The sequence below is a fragment of the Pseudomonas sp. NEEL19 genome (genome assembly GCF_028751975.1).
In the GTDB taxonomy this organism is placed as follows: domain Bacteria; phylum Pseudomonadota; class Gammaproteobacteria; order Pseudomonadales; family Pseudomonadaceae; genus Aquipseudomonas; species Aquipseudomonas juntendi.
The window spans coordinates 619,554-637,500 of record NZ_CP081491.1; the positions used below are offsets into that span (position 1 = coordinate 619,554).

Sequence of the window (17,947 nt, forward strand, 5' to 3'; positions counted from 1 at the left end):
GTACGGTTCAATTTGTTTCAGGAGGAACAGGCATATGCGTTCACTTCGCCGGGTCGCGATCTTGGGCGGCAACCGAATTCCCTTTGCCCGCTCCAATGGGGCCTACGCCACCGCCAGCAACCAGGCGATGCTGACCGCGGCCCTTGAAGGGCTGATCGAGCGCTATCGCCTGCATGGGCTGCGCTTGGGTGAGGTGGTCGCTGGCGCGGTGCTCAAGCAGTCCCGCGACATGAACCTGACCCGCGAATGTGTGCTGGGTTCGCGGCTTTCGCCGCAAACCCCTGCCTACGACCTGCAGCAAGCTTGCGGCACTGGCCTGGAGGCGGCGCTGCTGGTGGCCAACAAGATTGCGCTGGGGCAGATCGACAGCGGCATTGCCGGTGGCGTGGACACCACGTCGGATGCGCCGATTGCGGTCAACGAAGGCCTGCGTCATATCCTGCTGCAGGCCAACCGTGGCAAAAACCTGGGCGAACGGCTCAAGCCTTTTCTGCAGTTGCGCCCGCACCATCTGCGCCCTGAGTTGCCACGCAACGGCGAGCCGCGCACCGGGTTGTCGATGGGCGAGCATTGCGAACGCATGGCCCAGGCCTGGAAGATTGACCGGGCTGCCCAGGACGAGTTGGCGTTGCTCAGCCACCAGCGGCTGGCGGCTGCCTATGCCGAAGGTTGGCACGATGACCTGCTGACACCATTTCTGTCGCTGATGCGCGACAACAACTTGCGCGCGGACCTGACACTGGAGCAGTTGGCCAAGCTCAAGCCGGCCTTCGACCGCAGTGGCCAGGGTACGTTGACGGCAGGCAATTCCACGCCCTTGACCGATGGTGCGTCGCTGGTGCTGCTGGCCAGTGAAGAGTGGGCCGCGCAACAGGGGTTACCGGTGCTGGCGCACTTGGTTGATGGTGAAACCGCAGCGGTGGACTTCGTCACTGGCCGCGAGGGGCTGCTGATGGCACCGGCGTATGCAGTGCCACGCTTGCTGGCCCGCAATGGCCTGACCTTGCAGGACTTTGACTACTACGAAATCCACGAAGCCTTTGCGGCCCAGGTGTTGTGTACGCTCAAGGCCTGGGAAGACGCTGGATACTGCCGTGAGCGGCTGGGGCTGGATGCGCCGTTGGGGGCCATCGACCGCAGCAAGCTCAACGTCAAGGGCAGTTCGCTGGCTGCCGGGCACCCGTTTGCCGCGACCGGCGGGCGAATACTGGCCAACCTGGCGAAATTGCTGGCAACGGCAGGGAAGGGGCGCGGCTTGATTTCCATTTGTGCGGCGGGCGGGCAAGGGGTCACGGTCATCGTCGAGCGGTGAAGAGCCGCCGTCTGTTTGGCAGGCATGCCCGCGCGGCAGGCGGCAGATATCCCGCAGGCGTCGACCGTAACTGTTAGGCTTGTCTGGTCAGCACTAACAGAAGCCGCCATGCCGATCATCGGACAGCCCCGTCCCATTCCTGAACTCAAGCAGTTGCCCAGGCCACTGTACGCACGTGCCGAAAGCCTGGGCGCCGGTTCCTGGACCACACGCCACCAGCACGATTGGGTACAGTTCTCCTACGCTATCAGCGGCGTGCTGGGTGTTTACACCGACGCAGGCAGCTACTTTGCGCCACCGCAGTGGGGGGTGTGGATCCCGGCTGACGCCGAGCATGCGGTGGTGACCTCGATGCAGGCCGAAATGCGCAGCCTGTATGTACGCCGGGACGCCTGCCCCTGGGCTGCCCCGCAGTGTCGGGTATTGGAGGTGACGCCGCTGGCGCGTGAGTTGATCAAGCAGTTCTGCCTGTACCCAGCCGATTACCCTGAGGGCGATAGTGCGCAGGCGCGGCTGGTGGCGGTGCTGCTCGACCAGTTACGAACCCTGCCGGAAGTCGGCTTTTCCTTGCCGTTGCCGCGCCACCCGGGTTTGCTGGCGCTGTGCAATGGCTTGATCGCAGCGCCGGACCAGGCGCAGACCTTGCAGCAATGGGCGCGGCAGCTGGGGTGTTCCGAAAAAACGCTGATGCGCCTGTTCCAGCGTGAAACCGGCTTGAGCTTTCGCAACTGGCGCCAGCGCATGCGCTTGCTGTCGTCGCTGGCCTTGCTGGAGGCGGGGGAGAGCGTGACCGAGGCGGCGCTGGGTTGTGGGTATGATTCCACATCCGCGTACATTGCGGCGTTCAAGCAGCTGTTTGGTGCAACACCGGGGGAGCTGAGGCTATGACGAGGGGTTGCCGGTGCTGGCCTATGTGTAGCTGAAGCCGCCCCTGTACGGGGCGGCCTGCACCAGCGCCTTGTCAGGTGCGGAACCTGCGCACCAGTACGTCCAGTTCATTGGACAACCCGGCCAGGCTTTCCGAATCCTGGCGTGCTGCCTGGGCCAACTCGGCCACCAACTGCGCATCCCCATGAATCTGGCTGATGTGGCGGTTGATATCTTCGGCTACCTGATGCTGTTCCTCGGCTGCGGTTGCAATCTGCGTGTTCATGTCACGGATCACGTCCACCGACTCGCGGATCTGCCCGAAACTGTCGCGGGCCAGGCCGATACGGCTGACCGACTGCTGCGAAACTTCCAGGCTGGCGTGCATCTGTGCAGCCACTTCGGAGGTGCGGTTGGCCAGGTTGCCCAGCAAACCGTCGATTTCTGCGGTTGAGTCGGCCGTGCGCTTGGCCAGCGCCCGCACTTCATCGGCTACCACGGCAAAGCCACGGCCTTGCTCGCCGGCTCGCGCGGCCTCGATGGCGGCGTTCAGGGCCAGCAGGTTGGTCTGCTCGGCAATCGAGCGAATGGTGCCGAGGATCGACTGGATGGCATTGCTGTCACGCTCCAGTTGCTGGATCGACTGCGCCGACTGCTCGATTTCCTGGCTCAGGCGGTCAACGCTGTGGACCGCCGCATCGATCTGCTGCTGACCTTCACGGGCCTGTTGCTGGCCGCTGTCCGCAGACTGGGCCGCCTGGCTGCACGAGCGCGCCACTTCGTTGGCGGTGGCAACCATCTCGTGGAAGGCTGTGGACACCATGTCCACGGCCTCGCGCTGGCGGCCGGCCGCTTCGGCCATGTTGCTGGACACCTGGGTCGAGCTGTGCGAGGTGCTGAGGATCTTGCTGGCCGCCGCACCGATATGCTGGATCAGGCTGCGAATGGCACCAAGGAACTGGTTGAACCAGTTGGCCAGCTGGGCGGTTTCGTCGCGGCCACGAATTTCCAGGCTGCGGGTCAGGTCGCCCTCACCCTGGGCAATGTCTTCCAGCCCGTTGGTGACGCTGTTGATCGGGCGCACGATCAGTTTGGCGAAGGCGGCGCCAACCACGGCAAACAGGGCGGCCAGGACCAAGGCGACCACGCCGATCAGCCAGGTCAGGCGGGTAGTGGTCTGCATCACTTCGCCTTGCTCGATCAGGCCGATGAAGGTCCAGCCCAGGCGCTCGTCGGGGTAGACGTTGGCCATGTAGCGCACACCATTGAGCTCGACTTCGACCAGGCCCTTGCCGGCCTTGGCCAACTCGGCATAGCCGTCGCCAAAACTGGCCAGTTGCTTGAAGTTGTGGCCGGCGTCGCGTGGGTCGACCATCACGTTGCCGTTGCTTTCCACCAGCATCAGGTAGCCGCTCTCGCCCAGCTTGATCTGCTTGACGATCTCGGTCAGGCCCTTGAGCGAAACGTCGATGTTGACCACACCGCCGGGGTTGCCCAACTGGTTGGCTACCGCGCGCACGGTGCTGATGAGCACCGCGTCATCGGCAGCCCAGTAATAGGCGCCGGTGCGCACGGTCTTGCCCGGGTTGGCCATGGCCAGCTGGTACCACGGCCGTGGGCGTGGGTCGTAGTTGACGAACTTCTGCCCGGCTGGCCAGCCGACGTAACCGCCGTCGTTGACGCCGTAGGATACATAGGCATAGTTGGGGTGCGAATCTGCCAGGCGGGTGAAGAAGTCCAGCAGTTGCTTGTCCTGATCGCCCAGCTCGTAGGATGGGTTGGCACTCAGGAACTTGTTCAGGTTGCTGCCTGTGGCGGTCACCATCGGCTGCGCGGCCAGGTACTCGACGTTCTGGTTGATGCCCTGGAAGAAGATGTTCATCGCGTTGCTGACCTGGCGGATTTCCCGGCTACTGCCGTCAAGGAATCCATCGCGGGCTTCGCCACGCAGGTTAAGGACCACCAGGGTGGCCACCAGCACGATGGGCAAACCGGCGATGACCGCGAATGCCCAGGTCAGTTTCTGTTTGATGCTCATCGACGCTCCCGGAATTGTTGTAGTCGACACACGAGGCAGGTAACCAGTGCATCGGCAGCAGCCGGGTTTTATGTAGCCGAAGCGCCCGTATTTATTGGATAAAGTCGTGATTGGTGACTATTCGGTCGTGTATGGACGCTTTTGGCATACCAAACGCTAGTGGCAGCAGTTGCCAGCGGTGCCATTGGCCAGGTCGCTGAGGATCGGGCAGTCCGGGCGGTCGTCCCCCTGGCAGTGGGATACCAGCTCGCCAAGGGTGTTGCGCAGGGTGACCAGTTCCTCGATGCGCCGGTTCAGTTCATCGATGTGCTGCATCGCCAAGGCCTTCACATCGGCGCTGGCCCGCTGGCGGTCTTGCCACAGCGTCAGCAGCTTGCCCACTTCTTCCAGGGAAAACCCCAGGTCGCGGGAGCGCTTGATGAACGCCAGGCTGTGCAAGTCCTCGTCCCGGTACAGGCGGTAGCCATTGTCGCTGCGTGTGGCCGGCTTGAGCAGGCCGATGGATTCGTAGTAACGGATCATCTTGGTGCTGAGCCCGCTACGGCGGGCGGCCTGGCCAATGTTCATTTTGCCTCCTGGGGCGCGCGGGCGGGTTTCCAGGCCTTCAGCCACAGCGCGTTGCTGACCACGCTGACGCTGGACAAGGCCATGGCGGCGCCCGCCAGTACCGGGTTGAGGTAGCCCAGTGCCGCCAGCGGGATACCGATCAGGTTGTAGATGAATGCCCAGAACAGGTTCTGGCGGATCTTGGCGTAGGTCTTGCGGCTGATTTCCAGCGCAGCGGGCACCAGCCGCGGGTCTCCGCGCATCAAGGTGATGCCGGCTGCCTGCATCGCTACGTCGGTGCCACCCCCCATGGCGATGCCGATGTCGGCGGCGGCCAACGCCGGCGCATCGTTTATGCCGTCGCCGACCATGGCGACCACGCCAGCCTGCTTAAGGGCCGCCACAGTTGCGGCCTTGTCGGCCGGCAGCACTTCGGCGTGCACATCGTCGATGCCCAAGGCTTCGGCGACCACCTTGGCGCTACCCCGGTTATCGCCAGTCAGTAGATGGCTGCTGATGTGCTGCGCATGCAGGGTGTCGATGGCCTCGGCGGCCCCGGGCTTGAGGCTGTCACCAAAGGCGAACAGGCCCAGCACCTGAGTTTGCTGACCGCGTTCGATCAGCCACGACAGGGTACGCCCCTCGGCTTCCCAGGCGCGTGCCTTGTCGGCCAGGCCGCCGGGCTGCAGCCCGCTTTCATCGAGCAGGCGGCGGTTGCCCAGTGCCAGCTCACGGCCTTCGACACGCCCGGCAATGCCGCGCCCGGTGAGCGACTGGCTGTCGCTCACGCTGGGTACCTGCAGGCCTTGCTCGGTGCAGGCCTGCAGCACCGCCTTGGCCAACGGGTGTTCACTGCCCCGTTGCAGGGCGCCGGCCAGGCGATGCAGGCTGGCGCTGTCACCGACCAGGGCCTGGCTGTGGACTACCCGCGGGCTGCCCGAGGTCAGGGTACCGGTCTTGTCGAACACCACACGGTTCACCGCATGCGCGCGCTCCAGCGCCTCGGCATCCTTGATGAGGATGCCGTGGCGGGCGGCGACGCCGGTGCCGGCCATGATCGCTGCCGGTGTGGCCAGGCCAAGGGCGCAAGGGCAGGCGATGACCAGCACTGCCACGGCGTTGATCAGGGCGGTTTCCAGCGCCGCGCCAGCCAGCCACCAGCCGAGCAGGGTCAGCAGCGCCAGTACCAGCACGGCGGGGACGAATACCTGGCTGACCCGGTCGACCAGCTTCTGGATCGGCGCCTTGGCGGCCTGCGCGTCTTCCACCAGGCGGATGATGCGCGCCAGCACGGTCTCGGTGCCCAGGGCTTCGGTACGTACCAGCAACCGGCCTTCGCCATTGATGGCGCCACCGGTGACGCTGTCGCCGGGTTGTTTGGGCACTGGTAGGCTCTCGCCGCTGATCAGGGCTTCATCGGCATGGCTGCTGCCATCCTCGACCACGCCATCGACCGGAAAGCGCTCGCCAGGCTTGACCAGCACCAGGTCGCCCAGGCGCAGCTGGGCGATCGCCACATCTTCTTCCCGGTCGCCAACCACGCGCACTGCGCGCTCCGGGCGCAGTGCCTCGAGCGCGCGAATGGCGCTGGCAGTCTGGCGTTTGGCACGGCTTTCCAGGTACTTGCCCAGCAGCACCAGGGCGATCACCACCGCCGAGGCCTCGAAGTACAGGTGCGGGGCCATGCCGGCGGGGGCCTGGGCCCATTCGTAGAGGCTCAGGCCGTAACCGGCGCTGGTCCCCAGGGCAACCAGCAGGTCCATGTTGCCGGCGCCGGCACGCACGGCTTTCCAGGCGGCGATATAAAAGCGGGCGCCGAGAATGAACTGCACAGGGGTGGCCAGCAGGAATTGCGCCCAGGCGGGCAGCATCCAGTGCAGGCCGAATGGCTGCACCAGCATGGGCAGCACCAATGGCAGCGCCAGCAGCAATGCTGCAGCCACTGCCAGGCGTTCGTTACGCAGGCGGCGCTGGGCGGTGGCCTGCTCGTCTATGGCGGCTTGCGGCACGCTGGCGCTGTAGCCGGCCTTGTGTACTGTTTCGATCAGCAGGTTGTCGTCGAGGGCGGCCAGCACTTCAAGGTGGGCACGTTCATTTGCCAGGTTGACACTCACCCGCTCCACCCCGGGCACTTTGCCAAGGGCCCGCTCCACGCGGCCCACGCAACTGGCGCAGGTCATGCCGCCGATCTGCAGTTCCAGCGTGCGCGTGGGCACGCCGTAGCCGGCTTCGCGTACCGCATCGACCAAGGCTGGCAGGCGGTCGGCCGGGGCCTGGACACGGGCTTTTTCAGTGGTGAGGTTGACGCTGACGTGTTCAGCGCCGCTGACCTTGCGCAATGCGCGCTCGACCCGGCCAGCACAGCTGGCGCAGGTCATGCCGGAGATCGGCAGGTCATAGGTGGTGGATGCGGGCATGGCTCTCCTCCTTGGGCAGGGCTCCAGCATCAACCTTGCCATGCAGGGAAGGTCAATAGCCTAGATCGGCGCGCGTCAACGCCAGCCCATAATGACCCATGGTGATGCGATATTTGTTGATCTGGCCCGCCTGCAGGTTCAAACGTGTGCTGCGTTGGTCCTCGACGCCTGGCGCGCAACCCGGGGTTTGCCCAGGCAACAGGCGCAGGCGCACATCGACCGGGCCAGGCGGCAGGTTGAACGAGGTGGATTGCTCCTGAAACACCCGCCCGGAAAGCTGATCATTGAGGTACACCCCGATTTCACAGCTGGTAGCCACTTCCAGGCGCTCTCGGGAAATGATCAGTACGCTGTAGGCCGAGTTGTCCTCTGCGCTGGCCGGTGGCACCACAGCCAGTGCGCTGACCAACCCGACGACGCCCAATGCTGCCCTGAACATGAAAAATCTCCTGCTTGGCTGATCGTCAAAGGCGCAGCTTGGCCGACGCGCGTGCGGATTTCCACCCCAGCTGTTCCACACGGCACTTGACCTTGCCCTGATGGCAAGCTTGAAACTCGTGGAAAACCTGAAGGAGGCAACCCTATGCAAGTGTTCAATGTACAAGGCATGACCTGTGGCCACTGTGTAAAGGCCGTGACGCGGGCAGTGCAGGAGCAGGATGCGGCCGCCAAGGTCGAAGTCGACCTGGTGGCCAAACAGGTGCGGGTGCAGAGTACGTTGGCGCAGGAGCAGGTTCTGGCGGCCATCCGCGATGAAGGGTATCAGGCTGAGGTGGGATAACAGGTGTCGATCCGGGTTTTGAGTTGAGGCCCTGACGGTGGGGCCGCTGTCCGGCCCATCGCGACAGGGCCTAGGTTTGTTGCAAATGTTTTCACATTCCTAGGGGCGACAGCAGGTAGAATCATCTACTTGCTTAGCCTGCTATGGATTCCTGATGAACCTGCGAATGGTGCTCATCCTGGGCGCACTCAGTGCGTTCGGGCCCTTGGCGATCGACTTCTACCTGCCGGCCTTCCCGGCCATGGCGCAGGCGTTCGCCACCGACGAAAAACACGTCCAGGCCACATTGGCCGCCTATTTCCTTGGCCTGTCCATCGGCCAGCTGGCTTACGGGCCGGTGGCGGACCGTTTTGGCCGGCGCAAGCCGCTGATGTTTGGCGTGACCGTGTTCACCCTGGCGTCACTGGCCTGCGCCTATGCCCCCAACCTCGACACCCTGGTGCTGGCACGCTTCGTCCAGGCCCTTGGCGGTTGTGCGGGCATGGTGCTGTCGCGGGCCATCGTCAGCGACAAGTGCGACCCGGTCGCCTCGGCCAAGGTGTTCTCGCAGTTGATGCTGGTCATGGGCCTGGCCCCGATCCTGGCGCCGATGCTGGGTGGGGTGCTGGTGAATGTGGCCGGTTGGCAATCGATTTTCCTTACCCTGAGCCTGTTCAGTGCCGCTTGCCTGTTGGCGGTAAGCCTGGGGTTGCCGGAGAGCATGCCTGAGGACATGCCGCGCCAGCCCTTGTCCGGCGCTTTGCGCCAGTACCTGCGCCTGCTGGCAGACCGGGTGTTCCTCGGCCATGCGGTGACGGGCGGTATCGCCATTGCCGGCATGTTCGCCTACATCGCCGGTTCACCTTTCGTGTTCATCAAGCTGTACGGCGTGCCAGCCGAGCACTATGGCTGGCTGTTTGGTGCCAACGCAGCGGGCTTTATCCTGGTGGCGCAGGTGAACGCCCGCTTGCTGGCCAAGCGTGGGCCGGCCTTCCTGCTGGCCCGGGCCGTGTGGTTGTACCTGGGGGCCGGGCTGGCGCTGCTCGGGGTGGCGGCGTTGCGGCCGACCGCGTTGTGGCCGCTGCTGGTGCCGTTGTTCGTCTGCATTGCCAGCCTCGGTTGCATCATCCCCAATGCCTCGGCTTGCGCCATGAGCGGCCAGGGCGCGCGCGCCGGCAGTGCCTCGGCGCTGATGGGCTGTGTCCAGTTCAGTGTGGCGGCGGGCGCAGCGGCGCTGGTTGGGCTGCTGCACGATGGCAGTGCCGTGCCGATGGCGCTGGTGATCTGCCTTTGCGGTGCGTTGGCAGTCAGTGCCGCGCTACTGACCCGCCGTTTGCAGGCCAGGGTTCGCGCTTGAGCGGGTGAGGGGCGCGCAGGCGGCGTTCCAGTGTGGCGACAAAGGCCCGTGCCTCGGCCTCGCTGCGGAACCCGACCACATGCTGATCGAGCTGGACCTGCCAGGGGCAGGCGGGGTTTCGGCGTGAAGCGCTGACGACAATTTTCATCGCGGCTTACCTCCAGAAGGGAGCGGCATCAGTTTAGCGCTGCTGTTCTCGTCTGCCATGCGCTGGGTCAGTGTCCTGACTGGCGGTGCCTGATTGTGTGTTTGCCGGTTGCGCTGCAATGTCTGCAAGGCCGGGAAACGTTCGCTTTAGTTTGCGCTACTTGTAGTACCTGGCTGTCGGCTACGTCCGAACGTGCCGAAGGTTTTTTTCCTGCTGAGTTAACGAGCCCCCTGTCTCAACGGGCCGAAAACGCCTACGCGCAGGGTTTTCGCCGGTCGCGTCGGTCCTGTTCCCGCCTTGCAATGGGTAGGTATACCCAGTGGCTTTTTTACGAGGATGGGGCGGTGTGGGGCTGCCAGATTGGGCATTTCTGCGGCTTATACTGGCGATCCAGGCCAGTGCCAGCGAGAGGTGCTTCCCTGCCAGGGTTGGCCATCGCATCCACACAGTGAACTTGCAGGGAGTTACAGGGACATGAACGCAGTCAGCAGTATCAGCCAGATCGCCAGCCTGATGGCCGACCCCAAGCGCAGTGCCATGTTGTGGGCATTGATCGACGGCACGCCGCGCCTGGCCAACGAGCTTGCGATGATGACCGGCCTGACCTCGTCGTCGGCTTGCGCGCACTTGTCGTTGCTGTCATCGGCTGGGCTGCTGAGGCATGAGGCCCGTGGCCGCAAACGCTATTTTCGCCTGGCCACCCCGCAGGTCGGGGCGGCGGTAGAGGCGCTGGCCAGCGTGCAACTGGAAAGCGCCAGGGGGGAGCGGGCCAAAGCGCCGGTGTCACCGCTGCCCATGTCGCTGCGCCGGGCGCGTCGCTGTGGGGATCACCTGGGGGGCGAGCTGGCCAGTGAGCTATACCACCGCATGGTGGTCGCGGGCTGGCTGGAAGGCAGTGGCCGCCTGTTGATGGTCAGCGATGAAGGGCGGGCGCAGCTGGCCCTGGTAGGGGTGTACATCGATGCCTTGGCGCCGCACCAGCAGCGCGGCTGCGTGATCTGCCGCTGTACCGAGTGGAACGACCAGGCGCCGCACCTGGGGGGCGTGTTGGGCCAGGCCTTGTTCAGGCTGTTCCTGCAATCCGGCTGGATGCGCGAGGCCGAGGACACGCGGGCATTGCATATCTCGGCGCTGGGCATCCAGCAGATCAACCGCATAGCCCGCGTTGCCACCTTGCAGGTGGGTTGAGCCGCGCGTCAGGCCAGCCTGGCGTCCAGGCTGTTCTGGGCCAGGCGGCGGGCCTGGTCTTCGGTCATGCCCAGGTGAGTGTGCAGGGCGTGGAAGTTTTCCGTGACGTAGCCGCCGAAGTACGCCGGGTCGTCCGAGTTCACCGTGACCTTCACGCCACGCTCGAGCATGTCGAGGATGTTGTGCTGGCTCATGTGGTCGAACACGCAGAGCTTGGTGTTGGACAGCGGGCACACGGTCAACGGGATCTGTTCGTCGATGATGCGCTGCATCAGCCGCTCGTCTTCGATGGCGCGTACGCCGTGGTCGATTCGCTTGATCTGCAGCAGGTCCAGCGCCTCCCAGATGTACTCGGGCGGGCCTTCTTCGCCAGCGTGGGCGACGGCAACCAGGCCTTCGCTCCGCGCGCGGTCGAATACACGCTGGAACTTGCTGGGTGGGTGGCCCATTTCCGAGCTGTCCAGGCCAACGGCAATGAACGCATCGCGGAAGGGCAGCGCCTGGTCGAGGGTTTTTTGTGCCTCCTCTTCACTCAGGTGGCGCAGGAAGCTCAGGATAAGGCCACTGCTGATGCCCAACTGCTCGCGGCCATCCTTGAGCGCCTGGTTGATACCGTTGAGCACCACTTCAAAGGGGATACCCCGGTCGGTGTGGGTTTGCGGGTCGTAGAACGGCTCGGTATGGATCACGTTCTGCGCCTTGCAGCGCTGCAGGTAGGCCCAGGTCAGGTCATAGAAGTCCTGCTCGGTGCGCAATACATCGGCGCCCTGGTAATACAGGTCCAGGAACTCCTGAAGGTTGTTGAAGGCATAGGCCCCGCGCAGGGTTTCCACATCTGCCCATGGCAGGGCGATCTTGTTGCGCTCGGCCAGGGCGAACAGCAGCTCAGGCTCCAGCGAGCCTTCGAGGTGCAGGTGCAGCTCCGCCTTGGGCAGGGCGTTCAACCAGTCATACATAAGGGCATATCTCGATCAGGTACGGTTGCCGGCATTCTACAGGGGCTGGCCGGGTATTGCGCCCGGCCGGGCTGCGACCTGATGAATCACCAGGTCAGGGTTTCGCCTTTGTAGTTGATGAATCGCAGGCCGCCCGTACCGCTTTGCGCCTTGATTTGTTCAAGCATGCCGCGGGTGCTGGTGAGCACGTCGATCTCTGCGTGTTCGCCACCCATGTCGGTCTTCACCCAGCCAGGGTGCATGGCCAGAACGCACAGGTCGGGGCGTTGTTGTTCGACGACGAAGCTGTTGATCATCGAGTTCAACGCCGCCTTGCTGGCTTTGTACAAGCAGAGTTCGCCGCCGTCGGGGACAGTGACGCTGCCTAGGACCGAACTCATGAACGCCAGCACGCCACTGCCGTTGCGAACTTGGCCGACCAGGCGGCGGGCGACGCGAATCGGGGCCACGGCATTGGTCATGAACAGGTCGCCGATGGCGTCTTTGTTCACGCTTTCAAGGTCTTGCGGCAGTGGGCCCATGACCCCGGCGTTGACGAATACCAGGTCGAATACCTGGCCTTGCAGGCGTTGCTTCAGGCCATCGAGCTGGGCGGTGTCGTTCATTTCCAGTTGCTCGATGTGCACACCAGGCACAGCTGCCAGGGCTCCGGGCTGCTGAGGGTTGCGGACGGTGGCGGTAATGGTCCAGCCGTCTTCCTGCAGGCGTTGTACCAGGCCCAGGCCGAGCCCGCGCGAGGCGCCGATGATAAGTGCGTGCTTTGCGTCAGCCATGGGGCGCTCCTTGTTGGTTTTTCGGATGGAGGTGGTTAAAAAATGTGCAGCAGCGGTAAACCCCGTGCCGCTGGGGGCTTTGCACGATGGCGCACGGGTTATCCACAGGCTGCTCCACAGTTAATGTGTGAAACATGGGCTGACCCTGCCGGTTGTGGCGGGTGTGAGGCTGGGGATAACCTGAATTCATTCAATGCCTTGAGCCTGCCGGTAGTGCCGATCAAATAATGATCAAAGCGCTACAGGCCATGCCTGCTCTGGCTTGCAGCATGATGCCCCAAGCTTATCCACAGGCAGGCCCACAGCAGTTGTGGGCAGATTCAGCGCGCTTGCAGCAGTATACGCCCGCGGCTAAGGTCGGCCAGTTGCTGCTGCAACGCTGCGAGGTGGGCTTCACCCAGAGCGATCAACAGGTCCACGCCATCCGCTGTGAACTGCTCGTCGAGCACCAGCCCATCGACCTCGGCCAGGCGCAGTTTTACCAGTGCCAGTTCGCTGAAGCTGCAACTGCAGGCGAACTCGCTGCGCTGCACCAGCAGCCGCTTGGGGGCCTGTTGCAGGCATTTGTTGGCGCCCCCACCGTAGGCCCTGGCCAGGCCGCCCGTACCCAGCTGGATACCGCCGTACCAGCGAATCACCAGTACCACGACCTGATCGCAGTCCTGCGCCTCGATCGCGGCCAGGATGGGCCGCCCGGCAGTGCCACCGGGTTCGCCGTCGTCACTGCTGCGGTACTGCGCGCCGAGCTTCCAGGCCCAGCAGTTATGGGTAGCGGCCAGGTCGCTGTGGCGTTCGATGAAGCTCATCGCTTCGGCGGCACTGGTGATCGGCCCGGCCAGGGTGATGAAGCGGCTTTTACGGATTTCCTCGCGGTATTCGCAGAGATCGAGCAGGGTAGAGGGCATAAATGTGGGTCAGGCAGCCGGCTTGATGCCGCAGCCCTTGAGAATGATGTGGATAAGGTTGTTGCTCGCTTCTTCCATGTCTTGCTTGGTCAGGCGGCTACGGCCGGTAACCTGGCAGATCTGGGTGGCGAAATCGGCATAGTGCTGGGTGCTGCCCCATAGCAGAAATATCAGATGCACGGGGTCTACCCGGTCCATCTTGCCGGCATCCATCCACGCCTCGAATACGGCGGCGCGGCCACGGAACCATTCGCGGTAGTCGGCACTGAAGTACTCGGTCAGGCAGGTGCCGCCGCTGATCACTTCCATGGCGAAAATACGCGATGCCTGGGGGTTGCGCCGCGAGAACTCCATCTTGGTGCGAATGTACTGGCTCAGTGCTGCACCGGGGTCGTCCTCGACGCTCAGGGCGTTGAAGGTGCTGTCCCACAGCTCGATGATGTTGCTGAGCACGGCAATGTAGAGGCCCAGCTTATTGGTGAAGTAATAATGCAGGTTGGCCTTGGGCAACCCTGCCTTCAGCGCAATGGTGTTCATGCTGGTGCCCTTGAAACCATGGCGGGCAAACTCGTCTTCGGCGGCCTGGATAATGGCCTGCTCGTTCTTCTGGCGGATGCGGCCCGCGGGCTTGCCCGAGGCGGATAGGCGATGCGCAGGGACTTCTAGGGTCATGGACGATTCCGTACGGGTCAGTGGCTGCGGCTGTCGGACAAGATTACCTGCCTGTGCCAAGGTGACAAGCGTTTGCGGCAGAGACAGGCATCAGCGTGTCGCAGCCAGGCTGTCGAGAAAGCTTTCCAGGACCAGGTTGGGTCGCCTGCCTTTGCGTGTCACCCAGCTCAGGCTCAGGTCGTAGAAGCGCTCGCGCGGTTTGAGTGCCCGCAAGCGGCCCTGCTGGACCCAGAACGTGGCGTAGTGGTCGGGCAGGTAACCGATGTAGCGCCCGGTAAGGATGAGAAACGCCATGCCCTCCCGGTCCGAAGCACTGGCCGTGCAGTGCAGCGCCTGGTAATGCGCCTGGATTTCGGCCGGCAGGCGGAACGTGGGGGTGATGGCTTCCTGGCTGTTGAGGCGCTCGTCGTCGATCTGCTGGTCGTCGGCATAGAACAGCGGGTGACCGACCGCGCAGTACAGCAAGGAACGCTCGCTGTACAACGGTTGATATTCCAGGCCCGAAAGCGGGCTGGTCTGTGGCACCACGCCTACATGCAGGCTGCCGTCGAGCACGCCGTGTTCGACCTGGCTGGGCGCGATCATGCGGATCTGGATGCGCACATCGGGGCCACGGTCTTTGAGTTCGGCCAGGGCATGGGTGATGCGCATGTGCGGCAGGGTGACCAGGTTATCGGTCAGGCCGATGTTCAGCTCGCCGCGCAGATGCTGGTGCAGGCCATTGACCTCGGTACGGAAGCTTTCCAGTGCGCTGAGCAGTTGCAGGGCCGAATGATAGACCTCCCGGCCTTCCTCGGTCAGCGAGAAACCGGCGCGGCCGCGCTGGCACAGGCGCAGCCCCAGGCGTTGCTCAAGGTCGTTCATTTGCTGGCTGATGGCCGAGCGGCCGATGCCCAGCACGTTCTCGGCGGCCGAAAAACCACCGCATTCGACTACGCTGCGGTAGATCTTCAGCAGGCGGATGTCGAAGTCGCTGACTTGCGCAAGTGGATCGGGGCGTCGGCTCATTAGTTTAGTAGCGGCCTGTATGAAGATTAGAAATGTAGGCTTTTTCAGACTCTATCCGCGTGCCAACTTAGCTGCAACCACATCCATCGTTGCCTGATCGTCTTTCGAGGAACCGCCGATGAACATGCCTGAAACCGCCCCCGTGGGTATCGCCAGCCAGCTCAAGCTTGACGCCCACTGGATGCCGTACACGGCCAACCGCAACTTCCAGCGCGACCCGCGCCTGATCGTGGCGGCCGATGGCAACCACCTGGTCGATGACCAGGGGCGCAGGATCTTTGACGCGCTTTCCGGCCTGTGGACCTGCGGCGCCGGGCACACCCGCAAGGAAATCACCGACGCAGTAACCCGCCAGTTGGGCACGCTCGATTACTCCCCGGCGTTCCAGTTCGGCCACCCATTGTCGTTCCAGCTGGCGGAAAAGATCGCCGACCTGGTGCCAGGTAACCTGAACCACGTCTTCTATACCAACTCGGGCTCCGAGTGCGCCGACACGGCGTTGAAGATGGTGCGGGCTTACTGGCGCCTGAAAGGCCAGGCGACCAAGACCAAGATCATCGGCCGTGCCCGTGGCTACCACGGCGTGAACATCGCCGGCACCAGCCTGGGTGGGGTCAATGGCAACCGCAAGATGTTCGGCCAACTGCTGGATGTCGACCACCTGCCTCATACCGTATTGCCGGTGAACGCGTTCTCCAAAGGCATGCCCGAAGAGGGTGGCATCGCCCTTGCCGAAGAAATGCTCAAACTGATCGAGCTGCACGACGCGTCCAATATCGCCGCGGTGATCGTCGAGCCCATGGCCGGTTCCGCCGGTGTGCTGCCGCCGCCTAAGGGTTACCTCAAGCGCCTGCGTGAAATCTGCACCCAGCACAACATTCTGCTGATCTTCGACGAAGTGATTACCGGCTTCGGCCGCATGGGCGCCATGACCGGCTCGCAGGCCTTCGGCGTAACCCCGGACCTGATGTGCATCGCCAAGCAGGTGACCAACGGCGCCATTCCGATGGGCGCGGTGATTGCCAGCAGCGAGATCTACCAGACCTTCATGGACCAGCCAACGCCAGAGTACGCCGTGGAGTTCCCGCACGGTTATACCTACTCGGCCCACCCGGTGGCCTGTGCCGCAGGTATCGCTGCCTTGGACCTGCTGCAAAAGGAAAACCTGGTGCAGGCCTCCGCCGAGCTGGCACCGCACTTCGAAAAGCTGCTGCACGGCGTGAAGGGCACCAAGAACGTCGTCGATATCCGTAACTATGGCCTGGCTGGCGCGATCCAGATCGCCGCCCGTGACGGTGATGCCATTGTTCGCCCTTACGAAGCGGCGATGAAACTGTGGCGCGCGGGCTTCTACGTACGCTTTGGTGGCGACACCTTGCAGTTCGGCCCAACCTTCAACACACAGCCGCATGAACTGGACCGCCTGTTCGACGCTGTCGGCGAAACCCTGAACCTGATCGACTGATCTTTCTGATTTTGCTGCGCGGCGCGTGTGCAAACGCGCGCCGGCCTCTACCTTCTTCATCTGGAGTTTTGCATGAGCATTGTTCAGCACCTGATTCACGGCGAACTGGTTACCAAGGGTGAGCGCACCGCCGATGTCTTCAACCCATCCACCGGCCAGGCCGTGCGCAAAGTCGAGCTGGCCAGCCGCGCGACCGTGCAGGAAGCGATCGATTCGGCCAAGGCGGCGTTCCCGGCTTGGCGTAATACGCCACCGGCCAAGCGGGCTCAGGTGATGTTCCGCTTCAAGCAACTGCTGGAGCAGAATGAAGCGCGCATTTCGCAAATGATCAGCGAAGAGCATGGCAAGACGCTGGAAGACGCCGCTGGCGAACTGAAGCGTGGTATCGAGAACGTCGAGTTTGCCTGCGCCGCGCCTGAGGTGCTCAAAGGCGAGTACAGCCGCAACGTAGGCCCGAACATCGATGCCTGGTCTGATTTCCAGCCGTTGGGTGTGGTTGCCGGTATCACGCCGTTCAACTTCCCGGCGATGGTGCCGCTGTGGATGTACCCGCTGGCCATTGCCTGTGGTAACGCCTTCATTCTCAAGCCGTCCGAACGTGACCCTAGCTCCACCCTGTTCATCGCCCAGTTGCTGCTGGAGGCCGGTCTGCCGAAGGGCATCCTCAACGTGGTGCACGGTGACAAGGAAGCGGTGGATGCGTTGATCGAAGCACCGGAAGTGAAAGCGCTCAGCTTTGTTGGCTCTACGCCGATTGCCGAGTACATCTATGCCGAGGGCACCAAGCGCGGCAAGCGCGTGCAAGCCCTGGGCGGTGCCAAGAACCACGCGGTACTGATGCCGGACGCCGACTTGGATAACGCGGTCAGCGCCTTGATGGGGGCGGCTTACGGTTCGTGTGGCGAACGCTGCATGGCCATTTCGGTGGCGGTGTGCGTGGGTGACCAGGTGGCTGATGCGCTGATCGCCAAGCTGCAACCGCAGATCAAAGCCTTGAAGATCGGTGCAGGCACTTCGTGCGGTCTGGACATGGGGCCACTGGTCACTGCCGCTGCGCGTGACAAGGTGGTGGGCTACATCGATGAGGGCGTTGCAGCGGGGGCCGAGCTGGTGGTGGATGGGCGTGGCTTCCGAGTGGCCGGGAATGAAGATGGCTACTTCGTGGGCGGTACCTTGTTCGACAAGGTCACGCCAGAGATGCGTATCTATAAAGAAGAGATTTTCGGCCCGGTATTGTGCGTTGTGCGGGTCAACAGCCTGGAACAGGCCATGCAACTGATCAACGATCATGAATATGGCAACGGCACGTGCATCTTCACCCGTGACGGTGAGGCCGCGCGTTTGTTCTGCGACGAAATCGAAGTGGGCATGGTGGGGGTCAACGTTCCGCTGCCGGTGCCGGTGGCGTATCACAGCTTTGGTGGCTGGAAACGTTCGTTGTTCGGTGACCTGCATGCGTACGGGCCGGACGGGGTGCGCTTCTATACCCGTCGCAAGGCAATTACCCAGCGTTGGCCGCAGCGGGCCAGCCATGA

The 17,947-nt window shown here is 63.4% G+C and carries 17 protein-coding genes and 1 pseudogene (1 of these 18 running past the window's edge); 7 read left to right on the top strand and 11 right to left on the bottom strand.

The window, feature by feature from the left end:
- Positions 1-34 precede the first annotated feature (34 nt).
- Positions 35-1,312 carry an acetyl-CoA C-acetyltransferase gene (locus tag K4A76_RS02840; RefSeq protein ID WP_054913409.1) on the top strand — a complete coding sequence of 426 codons (1,278 nt, stop codon included), beginning with the start codon at positions 35-37 and terminating at the stop codon, positions 1,310-1,312.
- A gap of 108 nt (positions 1,313-1,420) precedes the next feature.
- The gene (locus tag K4A76_RS02845) at positions 1,421-2,200 is read left to right on the top strand and encodes an AraC family transcriptional regulator (RefSeq protein WP_009685789.1); all 780 of its coding nucleotides are present in this window, start codon (positions 1,421-1,423) and stop codon (positions 2,198-2,200) included.
- Between the two features lie 73 nt (positions 2,201-2,273).
- Here the strand turns inward: K4A76_RS02845 and K4A76_RS23820 are convergent, their stop codons facing one another.
- The 5 genes and pseudogenes from K4A76_RS23820 to K4A76_RS02865 form a co-directional block, all read right to left on the bottom strand.
- Positions 2,274-3,041, bottom strand: coding sequence for a methyl-accepting chemotaxis protein (locus K4A76_RS23820; protein WP_370593767.1), 768 nt, complete (start codon positions 3,039-3,041; stop codon positions 2,274-2,276).
- Between the two features lie 138 nt (positions 3,042-3,179).
- Positions 3,180-4,217: pseudogene (locus K4A76_RS23825) on the bottom strand (cache domain-containing protein); the annotation flags it as partial.
- 156 nt (positions 4,218-4,373) lie between these two features.
- Entirely contained in the window at positions 4,374-4,784 is a 411-nt protein-coding gene (gene cueR / locus K4A76_RS02855; RefSeq protein WP_274411495.1) for a Cu(I)-responsive transcriptional regulator, read from the bottom strand.
- On the bottom strand, positions 4,781-7,180 hold the full coding sequence (locus K4A76_RS02860; RefSeq protein ID WP_054913407.1) for a heavy metal translocating P-type ATPase: 2,400 nt from the start codon (positions 7,178-7,180) through the stop codon (positions 4,781-4,783). Before K4A76_RS02860 ends, cueR begins: the two co-directional genes overlap by 4 nt.
- Positions 7,181-7,232: 52 nt before the next feature.
- On the bottom strand, positions 7,233-7,619 hold the full coding sequence (locus K4A76_RS02865) for a hypothetical protein (protein ID WP_236186479.1): 387 nt from the start codon (positions 7,617-7,619) through the stop codon (positions 7,233-7,235).
- A 144-nt stretch (positions 7,620-7,763) separates the two neighbouring features.
- Here K4A76_RS02865 and K4A76_RS02870 point away from each other — a divergent pair, with 144 nt between their 5' ends.
- A complete protein-coding gene (locus K4A76_RS02870) occupies positions 7,764-7,961 on the top strand; it encodes a heavy-metal-associated domain-containing protein (protein ID WP_236186477.1) in 198 nt (65 codons plus the stop codon).
- 154 nt (positions 7,962-8,115) lie between these two features.
- Positions 8,116-9,297, top strand: a complete 1,182-nt coding sequence (locus tag K4A76_RS02875) for a multidrug effflux MFS transporter (RefSeq protein WP_274411496.1) — start codon at positions 8,116-8,118, stop codon at positions 9,295-9,297.
- Here the strand turns inward: K4A76_RS02875 and K4A76_RS02880 are convergent.
- A complete protein-coding gene (locus K4A76_RS02880) occupies positions 9,248-9,445 on the bottom strand; it encodes a hypothetical protein (protein ID WP_082416213.1) in 198 nt (65 codons plus the stop codon). The genes K4A76_RS02875 and K4A76_RS02880 overlap by 50 nt on opposite strands.
- Positions 9,446-9,919: 474 nt before the next feature.
- Between K4A76_RS02880 and K4A76_RS02885 the strand changes: the two genes are divergently transcribed.
- A complete protein-coding gene (locus K4A76_RS02885; RefSeq protein ID WP_009685798.1) occupies positions 9,920-10,633 on the top strand; it encodes an ArsR/SmtB family transcription factor in 714 nt (237 codons plus the stop codon).
- A gap of 8 nt (positions 10,634-10,641) precedes the next feature.
- Here the strand turns inward: K4A76_RS02885 and K4A76_RS02890 are convergent, their stop codons facing one another.
- From K4A76_RS02890 to K4A76_RS02910, 5 genes are all read right to left on the bottom strand, one after another.
- Complete coding sequence (locus K4A76_RS02890) at positions 10,642-11,589, bottom strand: adenosine deaminase (RefSeq protein WP_029885177.1); 948 nt, start codon at positions 11,587-11,589, stop codon at positions 10,642-10,644.
- Positions 11,590-11,675: 86 nt separating this feature from the next.
- On the bottom strand, positions 11,676-12,362 hold the full coding sequence (locus tag K4A76_RS02895) for an SDR family oxidoreductase (RefSeq protein ID WP_274411497.1): 687 nt from the start codon (positions 12,360-12,362) through the stop codon (positions 11,676-11,678).
- Positions 12,363-12,682: 320 nt separating this feature from the next.
- Positions 12,683-13,267 (bottom strand): IMPACT family protein, encoded by a 585-nt coding sequence (locus tag K4A76_RS02900; protein ID WP_274411498.1) that lies wholly within the window; start codon positions 13,265-13,267, stop codon positions 12,683-12,685.
- Between the two features lie 9 nt (positions 13,268-13,276).
- Entirely contained in the window at positions 13,277-13,939 is a 663-nt protein-coding gene (locus K4A76_RS02905; RefSeq protein ID WP_009685802.1) for a TetR/AcrR family transcriptional regulator, read from the bottom strand.
- Positions 13,940-14,029: 90 nt separating this feature from the next.
- Positions 14,030-14,947: a LysR family transcriptional regulator gene (locus K4A76_RS02910; RefSeq protein ID WP_009685803.1), complete on the bottom strand. Its 918-nt coding sequence runs from the start codon at positions 14,945-14,947 to the stop codon at positions 14,030-14,032.
- 118 nt (positions 14,948-15,065) lie between these two features.
- Here K4A76_RS02910 and K4A76_RS02915 point away from each other — a divergent pair, with 118 nt between their 5' ends.
- Both K4A76_RS02915 and K4A76_RS02920 read left to right on the top strand, forming a co-directional pair.
- Positions 15,066-16,412, top strand: coding sequence for an aspartate aminotransferase family protein (locus K4A76_RS02915; RefSeq protein ID WP_009685804.1), 1,347 nt, complete (start codon positions 15,066-15,068; stop codon positions 16,410-16,412).
- A gap of 72 nt (positions 16,413-16,484) precedes the next feature.
- A protein-coding gene (locus K4A76_RS02920; RefSeq protein ID WP_009685805.1) for a CoA-acylating methylmalonate-semialdehyde dehydrogenase crosses the window boundary here: on the top strand, positions 16,485-17,947 show its 5' portion. It continues 31 nt past the right edge of the window; the window shows 1,463 of its 1,494 coding nt (coding positions 1-1,463); it begins with the start codon at positions 16,485-16,487; its stop codon lies off the right edge, out of view.

Bases quoted from the DNA above. Each gene is read 5' to 3' on its own strand.
- K4A76_RS02840 (WP_054913409.1), top strand. From the start codon at position 35: ATGCGTTCACTTCGCCGGGTCGCGATCTTGGGCGGCAACCGAATTCCC.
- K4A76_RS02845 (WP_009685789.1), top strand. From the start codon at position 1,421: ATGCCGATCATCGGACAGCCCCGTCCCATTCCTGAACTCAAGCAGTTG.
- K4A76_RS23820 (WP_370593767.1), bottom strand. From the start codon at position 3,041: ATGGCCGAAGCGGCCGGCCGCCAGCGCGAGGCCGTGGACATGGTGTCC.
- cueR (WP_274411495.1), bottom strand. From the start codon at position 4,784: ATGAACATTGGCCAGGCCGCCCGCCGTAGCGGGCTCAGCACCAAGATG.
- K4A76_RS02860 (WP_054913407.1), bottom strand. From the start codon at position 7,180: ATGCCCGCATCCACCACCTATGACCTGCCGATCTCCGGCATGACCTGC.
- K4A76_RS02865 (WP_236186479.1), bottom strand. From the start codon at position 7,619: ATGTTCAGGGCAGCATTGGGCGTCGTCGGGTTGGTCAGCGCACTGGCT.
- K4A76_RS02870 (WP_236186477.1), top strand. From the start codon at position 7,764: ATGCAAGTGTTCAATGTACAAGGCATGACCTGTGGCCACTGTGTAAAG.
- K4A76_RS02875 (WP_274411496.1), top strand. From the start codon at position 8,116: ATGAACCTGCGAATGGTGCTCATCCTGGGCGCACTCAGTGCGTTCGGG.
- K4A76_RS02880 (WP_082416213.1), bottom strand. From the start codon at position 9,445: ATGAAAATTGTCGTCAGCGCTTCACGCCGAAACCCCGCCTGCCCCTGG.
- K4A76_RS02885 (WP_009685798.1), top strand. From the start codon at position 9,920: ATGAACGCAGTCAGCAGTATCAGCCAGATCGCCAGCCTGATGGCCGAC.
- K4A76_RS02890 (WP_029885177.1), bottom strand. From the start codon at position 11,589: ATGTATGACTGGTTGAACGCCCTGCCCAAGGCGGAGCTGCACCTGCAC.
- K4A76_RS02895 (WP_274411497.1), bottom strand. From the start codon at position 12,362: ATGGCTGACGCAAAGCACGCACTTATCATCGGCGCCTCGCGCGGGCTC.
- K4A76_RS02900 (WP_274411498.1), bottom strand. From the start codon at position 13,267: ATGCCCTCTACCCTGCTCGATCTCTGCGAATACCGCGAGGAAATCCGT.
- K4A76_RS02905 (WP_009685802.1), bottom strand. From the start codon at position 13,939: ATGACCCTAGAAGTCCCTGCGCATCGCCTATCCGCCTCGGGCAAGCCC.
- K4A76_RS02910 (WP_009685803.1), bottom strand. From the start codon at position 14,947: ATGAGCCGACGCCCCGATCCACTTGCGCAAGTCAGCGACTTCGACATC.
- K4A76_RS02915 (WP_009685804.1), top strand. From the start codon at position 15,066: ATGAACATGCCTGAAACCGCCCCCGTGGGTATCGCCAGCCAGCTCAAG.